Source organism: Pseudomonas capsici, assembly GCF_017165765.1.
Taxonomy (GTDB): domain Bacteria; phylum Pseudomonadota; class Gammaproteobacteria; order Pseudomonadales; family Pseudomonadaceae; genus Aquipseudomonas; species Aquipseudomonas capsici.
Genome location: NZ_JAFGZD010000003.1, coordinates 370,575 through 383,948, shown reverse-complemented (window position 1 = coordinate 383,948; position 13,374 = coordinate 370,575). Strand labels below are relative to the sequence as shown.

Annotated in this window: 12 protein-coding genes; 8 read left to right on the top strand and 4 right to left on the bottom strand. The window is 61.0% G+C overall.

Annotated features, from left to right (window positions below; all coding sequences use genetic code 11):
* Positions 1-52 precede the first annotated feature (52 nt).
* Positions 53-886 carry a PhzF family phenazine biosynthesis protein gene (locus JSY17_RS06380; protein ID WP_117185962.1) on the top strand — a complete coding sequence of 278 codons (834 nt, stop codon included), beginning with the start codon at positions 53-55 and terminating at the stop codon, positions 884-886.
* A 4-nt stretch (positions 887-890) separates the two neighbouring features.
* Here the strand turns inward: JSY17_RS06380 and JSY17_RS06375 are convergent, their stop codons facing one another.
* Complete coding sequence (locus JSY17_RS06375) at positions 891-2,042, bottom strand: MFS transporter (protein WP_117185963.1); 1,152 nt, start codon at positions 2,040-2,042, stop codon at positions 891-893.
* A gap of 320 nt (positions 2,043-2,362) precedes the next feature.
* Between JSY17_RS06375 and rarD the strand changes: the two genes are divergently transcribed.
* Positions 2,363-3,247, top strand: coding sequence for an EamA family transporter RarD (rarD, locus tag JSY17_RS06370; RefSeq protein ID WP_206402046.1), 885 nt, complete (start codon positions 2,363-2,365; stop codon positions 3,245-3,247).
* A 4-nt stretch (positions 3,248-3,251) separates the two neighbouring features.
* Here the strand turns inward: rarD and zapE are convergent, their stop codons facing one another.
* Positions 3,252-4,367 carry a cell division protein ZapE gene (gene zapE, locus JSY17_RS06365; protein WP_122372686.1) on the bottom strand — a complete coding sequence of 372 codons (1,116 nt, stop codon included), beginning with the start codon at positions 4,365-4,367 and terminating at the stop codon, positions 3,252-3,254.
* Between the two features lie 175 nt (positions 4,368-4,542).
* On the opposite strand from zapE, the gene JSY17_RS06360 reads away from it, so the two are divergent.
* The 6 genes from JSY17_RS06360 (at position 4,543) to efeO (JSY17_RS06335) (ending at position 11,771) form a co-directional block, all read left to right on the top strand.
* On the top strand, positions 4,543-5,988 hold the full coding sequence (locus JSY17_RS06360) for a SulP family inorganic anion transporter (RefSeq protein ID WP_117185966.1): 1,446 nt from the start codon (positions 4,543-4,545) through the stop codon (positions 5,986-5,988).
* 103 nt (positions 5,989-6,091) lie between these two features.
* The gene (gene ampC / locus JSY17_RS06355) at positions 6,092-7,255 is read left to right on the top strand and encodes a class C beta-lactamase (protein ID WP_206402045.1); all 1,164 of its coding nucleotides are present in this window, start codon (positions 6,092-6,094) and stop codon (positions 7,253-7,255) included.
* A gap of 263 nt (positions 7,256-7,518) precedes the next feature.
* Positions 7,519-8,367, top strand: a complete 849-nt coding sequence (gene efeU, locus JSY17_RS06350; protein WP_117181218.1) for an iron uptake transporter permease EfeU — start codon at positions 7,519-7,521, stop codon at positions 8,365-8,367.
* 8 nt (positions 8,368-8,375) lie between these two features.
* Positions 8,376-9,584, top strand: coding sequence for an iron uptake system protein EfeO (gene efeO / locus JSY17_RS06345; protein WP_206402044.1), 1,209 nt, complete (start codon positions 8,376-8,378; stop codon positions 9,582-9,584).
* A 22-nt stretch (positions 9,585-9,606) separates the two neighbouring features.
* Entirely contained in the window at positions 9,607-10,917 is a 1,311-nt protein-coding gene (gene efeB, locus JSY17_RS06340; protein ID WP_206402043.1) for an iron uptake transporter deferrochelatase/peroxidase subunit, read from the top strand.
* 29 nt (positions 10,918-10,946) lie between these two features.
* Entirely contained in the window at positions 10,947-11,771 is an 825-nt protein-coding gene (gene efeO, locus JSY17_RS06335) for an iron uptake system protein EfeO (protein ID WP_206402042.1), read from the top strand.
* A 124-nt stretch (positions 11,772-11,895) separates the two neighbouring features.
* Here efeO (JSY17_RS06335) and JSY17_RS06330 read toward each other — a convergent pair whose 3' ends face one another.
* Both JSY17_RS06330 and JSY17_RS06325 read right to left on the bottom strand, forming a co-directional pair.
* The gene (locus JSY17_RS06330; RefSeq protein ID WP_117185970.1) at positions 11,896-12,657 is read right to left on the bottom strand and encodes a molybdopterin-dependent oxidoreductase; all 762 of its coding nucleotides are present in this window, start codon (positions 12,655-12,657) and stop codon (positions 11,896-11,898) included.
* A complete protein-coding gene (locus tag JSY17_RS06325; RefSeq protein ID WP_201014048.1) occupies positions 12,650-13,273 on the bottom strand; it encodes a cytochrome b/b6 domain-containing protein in 624 nt (207 codons plus the stop codon). The genes JSY17_RS06330 and JSY17_RS06325 overlap by 8 nt, the downstream gene beginning before the upstream one ends.
* Between the last annotated feature and the right edge of the window lie 101 nt (positions 13,274-13,374).

Here is a 13,374-nt window from a genome sequence, read left to right as displayed (position 1 = left end):
GCAAGGGTTCGGCACAATCATTGGCCCACAGTGACGATAAGGTCTGTCCGACATGACCACGGAAATTCTCAAACTGGCTGCCTTCAGCGACGGTAATCAAGGCGGCAACCCGGCAGGCGTCTGGATCGGCGATGCACTGCCCGATGAAAACACCATGCAGCGCATTGCCGCCGAGGTCGGTTTTTCGGAAACGGCCTTCGCGGCCCCGCTGGACGATGGATGGCGAGTACGTTACTTCTCGCCCCTGGCCGAAGTGCCCTTCTGCGGCCATGCCACCATTGCTCTGGGCGCAGCACTGGCCGGGCAGCAAGGCGACGGGCTGTTCAGGCTGACCCTCAATCAGGCGCAGATCACGGTCGAAGGCCATGCCCGTGGCGAACTGACCTCAGCCGCCCTGCAATCCCCGCCCACGCACAGCAAAGCCATCAGCCCGCAATTGCTGGAAGAAGCCCTGGCGCTGTTCGGTTATCAGCACAGCGATCTGGATGAGCGCATCCCGCCTGCGGCGATCAACGGCGGTGCCGGGCATCTGGTGCTGGCACTCAATAGCCGCTCGACGCTCAAGGCCATGCAATACGATCAGGAAGCCGGACGCCAGCTGATGGTGCGCGAAGGCTGGGCAACCATCGTGCTGGTGTTTGCCGAAAGCGAGCAGTTCTTCCATACCCGCAATCCGTTCGCCTTCGGCGGTGTCTACGAAGACCCGGCCACCGGCGCGGCAACCGCAGCGCTGGCCGGTTACCTGCGTGATATCGGCTGGCCCCACGGCGGCGTCATCGACATTCTGCAGGGCGAGGACATGGGCAGCCCGTCACGCCTGCGCGCCGAAATCCCGGAACAGACCGGCAGTTCGATCCGCGTCTCGGGCATGGCGCGCAAGCTGTAAGGTCTCAGGTCTTGAGCTGGCTGCCACTGATCGCCACGCCCAGCAGCATCACGGCAACGATCATGAACGCCAGTTCCAGGCTGCTGGCATGGGCGATGAAACCGATGGCAGCCGGCCCGACCAGAATCCCGGCATAACCGACCGTGGTGATGGCCGGGATCGCGACGCTTTCCGGCATGGTGGTCTGGCGGCCGACAGCGCTGTAGCAGACCGGCACGATATTCGAGCAACCGGCCCCCACCAGGGCATAACCCAGCAAGGCCGCCTCCCAGGCCGGCACCAGCGTGGCAATCGCCAGACCGCTGGCAGCGCACAAACCGCCCAGAATGATGATCCGGTTGGAGCCGAGCCTGCGCACCACCGCATCGCCAAACAGCCGCCCCAATGTCATGGTCACGGCAAACACCGCGTAACCCAGGCCGGCATAGGAAGTTTCAACGCCCCGCAGCGAACTGAGGAAAACCGCGCTCCAGTCGAGCATCGCGCCTTCGGCGAGAAACACGGTAAAGCACAGCAGACCGATAAACAGCACCACGCCACGGGGAATCGCAAAGGCAGGCCCTTCGGACTTGCTGCCGTAAGGCAACAGATGCGGTGCGGCCTTGGCCAGGGCTCCAAGCGTCAGCACGACCACTATCAGCATTGCTATCAGCGGCGAAGCGCCCAGGCTCAGCAAGGCACTGACGCCCGCCGCGCCCACAATGCCGCCGAGGCTGAACAGGCCATGGAAACCGGACATCATGGTCTTGCCGCTGGCCCGCTCGACAATCACCGCCTGGACATTGGCCGTGCAATCCACACCGCCCATGCCTGCACCGAACACAAACAGAGTCGCCACCAGCAGCGGCAGGCTGGAAATGCTCGCCAACAAGGGCAGACACAGGCAGACGATCAGGGTGGAAATGATCAACAGGCGGCGACAGCCGTAGCGTGACGCCAGCGCGCCGGCCATCGGCATGGCCAGGATCGAGCCCATGCCCAGACACAGCAACAATAAACCCAGCGTACCGTCATCCAGCCCGACCCGGGCCTTGGCATAAGGCACCAGTGGTGCCCAGGAAGCCACGCTGAAACCTGCAATGAAAAAAGCTATCCGGGTGGAAGACTGCTCCTGCCGGGCCTTTGTTATCTGGGCCTCGTGGCTGAAAGAGGTCATGCAAACTCCTTGAGAACACCAGACAGGATCGTGCTGGTGAGCATGACAGCCTAGCAAAGTCAGGGAGGGTTCCACATGTGCAATGCTCACAAATGGGGCAATCCATCACTCCATTCCGTGAACCTGGTCTTGGCCGCGACAGCATGTTCAGACGCTGGAGATGTGTTGCCTGTCGAAGCATCGCGTCCAAGGCCCCTCCCGCTTCATGACGTGTACGCCCACCTGACGAGCAGAAATACTCCAGCTATTTTCAAATCTTCGCACTAGACTACGCACCTTTGCAGTGCATCCCGCCCGCCCCATCCATCAAAGAGGCTGCTGTGTATAAAGGTGTCGTGCTGTCAGTCATGGCGTCGGTGCTGTTTGCCGTCATGTACTTCTATACCTCACTGATGACACCGCTGACCGGCGAGGAAATCTTCGGCTGGCGCATGTTGCTGACCGTGCCTTGCGCCACGCTGTTCATGCTGATCAGTGGCGACTGGAAACTGGTGCGCACACTGGCCGGGCGCATCAGGCAGCAGCCGCTGCTGATATTGGGCATCCTGCTGTCTTCGCTGCTGCTGGGCGCGCAACTACTGATTTTCATGTGGGCCCCGTTGCACGGCCGCAGCCTGGAAGTGTCCCTGGGGTATTTCCTGCTGCCGCTGAGCATGATCGTCACCGGCCGTATCGTGTATGGCGAACACCTGTCGCATCTGCAGAAGATCGCCGCCTCCTTCGCCCTGATCGGCGTGGGCCACGAGCTGTGGCGGCTGGGCAGCTTTTCCTGGGAAACCCTGCTGGTGGCGCTGGGTTATCCGCTCTACTTCGTCCTGCGGCGCAGGCTCAAGACCGATAACCTGGGCGGGCTCTGGTTCGACATGCTGTTCATGCTGCCCATCGGCCTGTGGTTCATTGCCAATGGCAACCCGATGGCGGCTCAACACGAACCCAGGCTCTACTTTCTGATTCCGCTGCTGGGCATCATCAGCGCCTCGGCCCTGATCAGCTACATCCTTTCCAGCCGCATTCTGGCGTTCAGCCTGTTCGGCCTGCTCAGTTATGTGGAGCCGGTACTGCTGGTGTGTGTCGCCCTGCTGCTGGGTGAAAGCATTGGCCGTGATGAATGGCTGACCTATGTGCCGATCTGGCTGGCGGTGGTGGTGCTGATCATCGAAGGCGCCAGGCACATGCTGGCCCAGCGTCGTCGGGATGTCGTCTGAACGATCAGTGCTCTGTAAAACGTTCCAGTTGCATTTCCTGCAGGCGACTGAGGGTGCGGCGAAAGGCAAATGACAGGTAACCCTCGGTGTACAGCTCGTCCATGGATGTCTGCGCCTCGATATACAGCGGAATACGCCGGTCGTAGCACTCGTCCACCAGGGCAATGAAACGCCGCACGCCATCGTCCTTGGGCGACAGTTGCGGCAATTGCCGATCCCCCGCCGTCACCTGCTCGACACCATCCTCGGTGCCACGGGCAATCTTCGCTTCGCGCTGGGCGGCGCTCAGGGCCGGGACTTCGCCCAGCAGGATCACCGAGAAACGGTCACACAAGGCGATGAAATCCATGGCTGCCAGGGGTTGCTCGCACAGGTCGCGGTAGCGGCACCAGATCGTCGTGTCGGTGTGCTGCACCACGTTTATGCTGCGATAACCGAGCATCACCTGCGAGTCATACGCCGTCTGCCCGCCACTCAAGGCTTTGAAGATATCCCCCAGCGCACTGGCACTGCCCGGTTCGGCAACCCAGTAACGCTGATGCAACTGGCCGGGATGCAGACGATGATCTTCGCCGCCGTCCACGGTCACCACATCCATGTACTGCTCGATCGCAGCGATGGCGGGCAGAAAGCGCTCACGGTTATGGCCATGGCTGTATAGCTGCTGTGGTGGCTGGTTGGAGGTGCAGACCAGCACCACACCTTCTTCGAACATCACCTGCAGCAGACCGCCGAGGATCACTGCATCGCCGATATCGGTGACAAACAACTCATCGAAACACAGCACCCGCACTTCCCGGGCCAGCTCTTGGGCCACGACCTTGAGCGGCTGGGATGTGCCCATCAGCTCGAACATGCGCTTGTGGACCCAGCGCATGAAGTGATGAAAATGCTGACGTCGGGCCGGTACGCTCAGGCTCTCGAAAAAACGGTCCATCAGCCAAGTCTTGCCGCGCCCGACAGGTCCCCACAGATAAACGCCCCTGGGTGTCTTGCCCTGCTGCGCCAGCGCCAGATAACACGTCTGCAAGTGCCGGGCAGCCTGAAATTGCGCCTCGTCAGGCTGAAAACCACGCTGGACCGCTCGTTCATAAGCATCCAGAGGAGACACGACATCCATTCGAGAACGCACCTTAGACTTGGGGAAAATTTGCCAGCATATAGAAGCACGAGGCAGATGATAGTCGCACATGAGGACTTTTTAACTGGTCGGTTAAACGCATATTTCGTAACATCTGCGCCCTTCTTTTGTATGCCGACGGCTGTGACGCAGTACGTTCGCCCTCAGGTAAGTCATGAAACCACTCCGTATCCGCACTGAAGTCCTGGCCGGGCTCACCACTTCTTTCGCCCTGGTGCCCGAGTGCATCGCATTCGCCCTGGTGGCTCATCTCAACCCGCTGATGGGCCTTTATGGCGCTTTTATCATCTGTACCCTGACCGCCCTGTTCGGCGGTCGTCCGGGCATGATTTCCGGCGCGGCGGGCTCCATGGCCGTGGTGATCGTGGCACTGGTGGTGCAGCACGGCGCGCAATATCTGCTGGCTACCGTGGTGCTGGGCGGGCTGATCATGATTGCTTTCGGCCTGCTGCGCCTTGGCAAGCTGGTGCGCATGGTGCCCTATTCGGTGATGCTCGGCTTCGTCAACGGCCTGGCGATTGTGATTGCCCTGGCACAAATGGAGCACTTCAAGAGCGGCGCAGCCTGGCTCAGCGGCAAGAGCCTGTACCTGATGCTGGGGCTGGTGGCCCTGACCATGGCCATTGTCTACCTGCTGCCACGCCTGACCCGTGCCGTGCCCCCCGCGCTGGTGGCGATTCTCAGCGTCGGTCTGCTGGTGTATCTGCTGGAACTGCCGACCCGCACCCTGGGCGATATGGCGCACATTGCCGGTGGCCTGCCGTCACTGGCCTTGCCCGACGTGCCATGGAATCTGGAAACCCTGCAGATCGTGATGCCCTATGCCGTGCTGATGGCAATCGTGGGTCTGCTGGAAACCCTGCTGACCCTGAACCTCACCGATGAGATCACCGAAACCCGCGGCCACTCCAATCGCGAGTGCATCGCCCTGGGTGCGGCCAACATGGCGTCCGGCTTCTGCGGCGGCATGGGCGGTTGCGCGATGATCGGCCAGACCGCCATCAACCTCAGTTCCGGCGGGCGTGGGCGTCTTTCCGGCGTGGTGGCCGGCATGATGATCCTGATGTTCGTGCTGTTCCTGTCGCCGCTGATCGAACGCATTCCGCTGGCGGCGCTGGTGGGCGTGATGTTCGTGGTGTCCCAGCAGACCTTTGCCTGGGCCTCGTTGCGGGTGCTGCACAAGATCCCCATGAACGACGTGCTGGCGATCATCGCCGTGACCATTGTCACCGTGCTCACCGACCTGGCGGCCGCCGTCGTGTTCGGCGTCATCATCGCCGCCCTCAACTTTGCCTGGCAGCAGGCCCGCGAACTTTACGCCGACACGCATCTCGAACAGGACGGCAGCAAGCTCTACCTGATGCATGGCACGCTGTTCTTCGCCTCCACCACACGCTTTCTCAACCAGTTCGACCCGGCCAATGATCCGCAGCAGACCACCGTTGACTGCCGCCATCTGAACTTCGTCGACTACTCGGCCATTGCCGCACTGAAAACCCTGCGCGAGCGCTACAGCAATGCCGGGAAACACCTGCGCGTGATACACCTGTCCGAACGTTGCAAGACACTGCTCAAACGTGCAGGAGCCCACGACAGTTGAGCGACCTGAAACACATGGGTCATATCTTGAGAAAGAACGTTTATTGAGCCCTGGCCTGCAAAATGCCAGGGTCTGCTCCCTCAGCGAATACGAGGACGTTTCAATGCAATGGACCCAGACATGCGTTGCATCGGCACTGCTGCTCATCATCGGCAGCACGGCCTTTGCCCAAGGCGAAACACCAGCTCTGGACAAGACCGTGGACGCCGAAGTCCAGAGCCTCATGCAGCAGTACAACATCCCGGGAATGGCCATTGCCATCACCGACAATGGCCAGCGGCGCTTCTATGACTACGGGATTGCTTCCAGAGACAGCCAGGCAAAGATCAGCAACGACACGCTGTTTGAACTGGGCTCGCTCAGCAAGCTTTTCACTGCGACCCTCGCCACCTGGGCTCAAGCCAACGGCCAGCTTTCCCTGACCGACAGCATCGACACCTATGTGCCCCAGTTGTACGACAGCCGCCTGGGCAAGGTGCCGCTCTTTCATCTGGGCACCCATACCGCCGGTGGTTTTCCCCTGCAGTTTCCCGATGCAATACGGGACAACGGGCAGATGCTGAGTTACTTCAAGGCCTGGCAACCGCAATATTTGCCCGGCGCACATCGCAGCTACGCCAACCCCAGCATTGGTCTACTGGGCATGATCGCAGCCAGCAGCATGAAGATGCCGTTCAATACGGCGATGGAGCAGCATCTGTTTCCGGCTCTCGGCATGACCAACAGCTACCTTGATGTGCCCGCCAACCGACAGTCCTACTATGCACAGGGTTACAACAAGCAGGACGAAGCGGTAAGGCTCAACCCCGGCGTACTGGCCGCCGAAGCCTATGGCATGAAGTCCGGCAGCGGTGACCTGATCCGTTTTGTCGAAGCGAACATGGGCCTTGTGCAGACCACACCTGCACTGCAACGCGCACTCGCGGATACCCGGACCGGCTATTTCAGATCAGGCAGCATGACTCAGGACCTGATCTGGGAGCAGTACACACTCCCCGTCAAGCTGGAGACGCTGTCAGAAGGTAACTCCAGCAAGATGGCCTACGAAACCCAGCCCGCCAGTGCCTTGAACCCGCCCTTGAAGCCACAGCAGGACGTTTGGATCAACAAGACCGGCTCGACCAATGGCTTTGGCGGATACGTGGCTTTTGTGCCCGGGAAGAAGCTCGGCATCGTGATTCTGGCCAACAAGAATTACCCCAATGAAGCGCGGGTTCGCCTGGCGTATCGCATCCTTGAAGAACTGGGTTGCTGCTCGCCGGATTGAAATACCGATCAGTTGCGGGAGGCAGCTTGCTGGCGAAGAAGGCCTGAAACCGGCAGATATTCTGCGTCTGCGTGAAGTCGCCAGAAAGCTGCCTCCGACACAGTGACTCATTGATTCTTTACCTGAACCCAACCTGAACAGCATAGGCATCACCGGAAAAACAACTGGCTCTCATTCGGGAATGAGTATCATTATGTTACTTATTGTTTCAGCCATACAGCTCGCTGAAACACCTCACCCCGAAGCCTTTACCCCGGTGAACCATGCTTGTTCCGTTTTTGATCATGCTGCGCGAAGGCATTGAAGCCGCGCTTATCGTTGGCATCATCGCCAGTTACCTGAAACAGACCGGCCGCGGCGAGTGGATGCCTGCGGTGTGGATCGGTGTCTTCCTCGCCGCGGCCCTGGCCCTGTTCGTCGGCGGTGGCCTTGAGCTGATGAGCGCCGAATTTCCGCAAAAGCAGCAAGAGCTGTTCGAGGGCATCGTCGGTCTGGTGGCCGTGGGCATCCTCAGTTCCATGGTGTTCTGGATGCGCAAGGTGGCGCGCTCCATCAAGCACGCCCTGCATGCCTCGCTGGACGCCGCCCTCGCCGGCTCGAAAAACCAGACTTACGCCCTGATCGCCATGGTGTTCTTCGCCGTGGCCCGGGAAGGACTGGAAACCGTTTTCTTCCTGCTCGCCGTCTTCCAGCAGAGCGAAGGTTCCAGCGCGCCCCTGGGTGCCCTGCTCGGCCTGCTGCTGGCCATCGGTTTCGGCGTGGCGATCTACAGCGGCAGCATGCGCCTGAACCTGAGCCTGTTCTTCCGCTGGACCGGGTTGTTCATCCTGGTGGTAGCCGCCGGAATTCTGTCCAACTCCGTGCAGGCACTGCATGAAGCCGGGGTGTGGAATCACTTGCAGGATGTGGTCATCGATTTCAGCGCGACCCTGCCGATGGACGGCCCGCTCGGCTCGGTGCTGGCCGGCATGTTCGGTTATCAGGATGCGCCGACCGTCAGCACCCTGAGCGCTTACCTGATCTACCTGATCGGTGCGCTGGTGCTGTTCTTCCTGCCTCACTCCACGGCAGAAAAACCGCAACGCTCCCCCACTTCCGTCACGAACGAATAAGGGCCTACATGTCGAACCCTTCCTCTGAGCTTTCCGGGAAAGCCAGGCCTCCCCGCGCCTTGCGACTGGCAGTCGCCGGCTCCGTGATCCTGATGATCGCTGCCGGTGGGCTGTTCTACTACGCCTCGCAGGTGGCCTCGAAAAAACGCGCCGCCAACAGCGGCAATGAAACCGTGGTCAACATCCACGCCCACAACTGCGATCCCGATACGCTGACCGTGCCTGCCGGCAAGAACGCCTTTCGCATCGTCAACCGCTCCGAACGTGCCGTGGAATGGGAAATCCTCGACGGCGTGCTGGTGGTGGAAGAGCGGGAAAACATTGCGCCGGGCCTGAGCCAGGTGATCAACGCCAACCTGCAGCCCGGCGACTACGCCATCACCTGCGGCCTGCTGAGCAACCCGCGGGGCACCCTGCATGTCACCCCGACGGCCGAGTCCGAGGCACGAGCCAAGGCGCGTCCGTCGATGGTGGCGTTTATCGGCCCGCTGTCCGAATACCGCGTGTACCTGAGCCAGCAAAGCTCGGCGCTGATCAAGGCCGTCACCACCTTGCAACAGGCCATCGAGGCCGGTGACCTGAGCGCAGCGCAAGCCGCCTACACCCCGGCCCGCACGCTGTATCAGCGCATTGCCCCTGCCTCGCAGCGTCTGGCGGAACTGGACAACGCCATCAACGCCCGGGCCGACTACTACGAAAAACGCGAGCAGGACCCCGGCTTCGGCGGCTTCCACCGCATCGAGTACGGACTGTTCGAGAAGCGCAGTACCGAAGGCCTGACACCCGTGGCGCAGCGTCTGCAAACCGATGTCGCCAGTCTGAAGCAGCAACTGCTGGCGCAGACCCTGGCACCCGAGCAACTGGCCGAGATCCTTGCCCGCAACATGCGCAGTCTGGCCGAGGTGCGCAGCAAGGGCGAAGAGGAGCGCTACAGCCACAGCGACCTCAATGGTTTCGCCGCCAACCTGGAAGGCACCCGCAAGGTCATCGACCTGCTGCGTCCGCTGCTGGCCAAGAGCGCAGGCGCTCTGCTGCAAACCCTCGACAGCACCTTGGGGGCCCTGGATGAACAACTCAAGGCACTGAAAACCGACAGCGGCTACCGCCCTTACGATCAGGTCGATGCCGCACAGCGCCAGGCAATCGCCGACAAGGCCAGGGCCCTGGCCGATGCGCTCAACGGCATCGATTCGGCCCTCGGCCTCTCCGACCTCTGACTGATGTGAACAAGTGACTACGATGAAAAATCCGGAATCCGATAACGCTCCCCACTCCCCTCAGCGTCGCCGTGTTCTGCTGGGGCTGGGTGCCGCCGGTGCAGCGCTGGCGGGCAGCAGCCTGAGCGGCAACGCTTTGGCTGCCACCACCGCTCAGGTCACCGAGGCCCCGAACAGCGACAAGACCCAGGACCACAATGCGTTCCATGGCATTCACCAGAACGGCATCGTCAACCCGCGTCCGGCGGCGGGCATGATGGTCGCCTTCGATGTGCTGGCTGCCGACCGTGAAGACCTGGAGCGCATGTTCCGAACCCTCAACGAGCGCATTGCCTTCCTGATGACCGGCGGCCCGGTGGCTGAAGTCGATCCGAAACTGCCGCCACTGGACTCCGGCATCCTTGGCCCGGTGGTCACCCCCGACAACCTGACCATCACCGTATCGGTGGGCGAGTCGCTGTTCGACGAGCGCTTTGGCCTGACGGCCGTCAAACCCAAGCGCCTGAGCCGCATGACGGGCTTCCCCAACGATGCGCTGGAAGCCAGCAGTTGCCACGGCGACCTGAGTATCCAGTTCTGCTCCAACACCCCGGACACCAACATTCACGCCCTGCGCGATATCGTCAAGAACCTGCCGGACCTGCTGCTGGTGCGCTGGAAGCAGGAAGGCACGGTTCCGGCGCAAGCGCCTAAAAAGCCGGGCCAGCCCGCGGAAAGCGCGCGCAACTTCCTGGGTTTCCGGGACGGCTCGGCCAACCCGGATTCCAACAACCAGAAGACCATGAACGAGCTGGTCTGGGTCCAGCCCGGCAGCGACGAACCCGCCTGGGCCGCCAACGGCAGCTATCAGGCAGTGCGGATCATCCGCAACTTCGTCGAGCGCTGGGACCGCACGCCCCTGCAGGAACAGGAATCCATCTTTGGCCGCACCAAAAGCACCGGTGCGCCCATGGACGGCAAAGTGGAAAGCGATGTGCCGAACTATGCAGCCGACCCGCATGGCAAGAAGACCCGCCTGGACTCGCACATTCGCCTGGCCAACCCGCGCACGCCCGAAACCCAGCGCAACCTGATCCTGCGTCGCCCGTTCAACTACTCCAACGGCGTCAACAAGAACGGCCAGCTCGACATGGGCCTGCTGTTCATCTGTTACCAGAGCGACCTGGAAAAAGGCTTCATCACCGTGCAGACCCGCCTCAACGGCGAGCCGCTGGAGGAATACCTCAAGCCTTTCGGCGGCGGCTATTTCTTCACCCTGCCGGGCGTGACCAGCGACAAGGACTTTATCGGCCGCTCATTGCTGGCCGCCGCAGCGACTGCCCAAACCGCATGACCTCCAATCACCTGACCCGGAAGACAACCATGAAAAAAACGCCTCTGGCCTTGCTGCTGACCCTTGGCCTGCTTCAGACCCCGATGGCGGCGTTCGCTGCCACGGCGCCGCTGGATCTGGTCGGCCCGGTTTCGGACTACAAAATCTACGTCACCGAAAACATCGATGAACTGGTCAGCCACACCAAAGAGTTCACCGATGCCGTCAAGAAAGGCGACATCGCCACGGCCAAGAAGCTGTACGCGCCGACGCGGGTCTACTACGAATCGGTAGAGCCGATTGCCGAACTGTTCAGTGATCTGGATGCGTCCATCGACTCCCGTGTCGACGATCACGAGCAAGGTGTCGAGGCCGAAGACTTTACCGGCTTCCATCGTCTGGAATATGCCCTGTTCTCGAAGAACACCATTCAGGACCAGGGCCCGATTGCCGACAAGCTGATGGCCGACGTGAACGACCTGCAAGCCCGCGTGGCCGACCTGACCTTCCCGCCCGAGAAAGTCGTCGGTGGTGCTGCCGCCCTGCTGGAAGAAGTCGCAGCCACCAAGGTCTCCGGCGAAGAAGACCGTTACAGCCACACCGACCTGTATGACTTCCAGGGCAACATCGACGGTGCGAAGAAAATCGTCGACCTGTTCCGTCCGCAGATCGAGAAACAGGACAAGGCCTTCGCCACCAAGGTCGACAAGAACTTCGCCACCGTCGACAAGATCCTGGCCAAGTACAAGACCAAGGATGGCGGCTTCGAGACCTATGACAAGGTTAAGGAAAACGACCGCAAGGCCCTGGTCGGTCCGGTCAATACACTGGCCGAAGACCTGTCGACCTTGCGCGGCAAGCTGGGTCTGAACTGATCGTTCCCTTGTTCACATAACGGTAGGAGCGCGCTTGCCCGCGACCATCAGTGTCCAGACAATACATTTTTGTCGTCTGAGCCATTGTCGTCGCGGGCAAGCGCGCTCCTGCCGGGTTGCTTACTCAAATCCCGCTGAACCAGTTATACCCCTGATCCTCCCAATACCCGCCCGGGTTCTCGTTGCTCACGAAGATCTCGACGATATGCTTGGGATTCTTGAACCCCAGCTTGGTGGGCACCCGTACCCGCAACGGGTAACCGTAGTCCGGCGGCAAGGCCACGTCACCGAAGTCCAGGGCCAGCAAGGTCTGTGGATGCAGGGCCGTGGGCATATCCAGGCTCGAATAATAGCGATCGGCGCACTTGAAACCGACGAAACGCGCAGTCGTATCCGCCCCGATATATTCCAGAAACGTCCTGAGCGGCACGCCGCCCCACTGCCCTATCGCGCTCCAGCCTTCGATGCAGATCAGCCGCGTGATATCCGTGCGCTGCGGCAGCTTGCGCAAGGCTTCGAGGGTCCATGGCTGCCTGTCGCGCACCAGTCCCGAAACCGCCAGTCGATAGTCGGACAGCTCCACTTCGGGCACGTTGTATTCCGGGTAGAACGCATTGAACGGGAACGGGTTGGTGATCTGCGCCTTGCTGTAGGTCGGAGCCAGTTTCTGGCCGCTGAACAGCCAGGCCTGAACCCGATCGTTCCAGCGCGACATGGCCCACAGCGCCCTGTCCACCTGATCGCCATCCTGGAGATTGCAGCCGGTCAGCATCGACATGGCCCCCACGGTCAGCCCGGCGCGCAGGAACGAGCGGCGCTGGATATCCACCAGTTGTTTCTGTTGCGCAGGTTCCAGGCGGATGCGCGGTTTACGAGGTTCATTCATGGCCGGAGTTGCCGTGTTCAGCCGGCAGACGCCCGCCAGTAATCATGGGCAACAAGGTGCGCGGGACCAGCACGACCAGTGCCAGGTGCACGATGACGAATGCACCGATGGCCGACATCGCGGCGAAATGCACCCAGCGGGCAGCGTCGTAGCCGCCCATCAGGCTGGCCAGTTCCTGAAACTGCACCGGTTTCCACATCGCCAGTCCGGACAGCACTATCAATACGCCCATGGCCAGCACCAGCCAGTACATCAGGCGTTGCACGGCGTTGTAGCGGCCCTTGATATGCGCCAGACGAAAGCGCAAGGCATCGGCGATATCGCGCTTCACCTCGGCGGGACGTACCGGCAACAGGTCACGTTTGAAGTGGCGACTGAACACGCCATACAGCACATAAACCAGACCATTGATCACCAGCAGCCACATCACTGCAAAGTGCCAGGCAATCGAACCACCCAGCCAGCCGCCGAGGGTGAACGATTTGGGGAAGGTAAAAGCCATCAGCGGCGCAGCGTTATAAATCCCCCAGCCGCTCATGAACATGCAGACCATGCCCACCGCATTGACCCAATGGGTCAGGCGCACCGGCCAGGGATGAATGGGACGGGTTTTCATGATTGTTCTCTCAGAAGTTGACCGAGCCATGGGAGTAATGCCGGGCTGATTTCAAAAAGCAGGTGACTGGGCCACCGTGGAAGGGGCCTTGGCCGCGACAA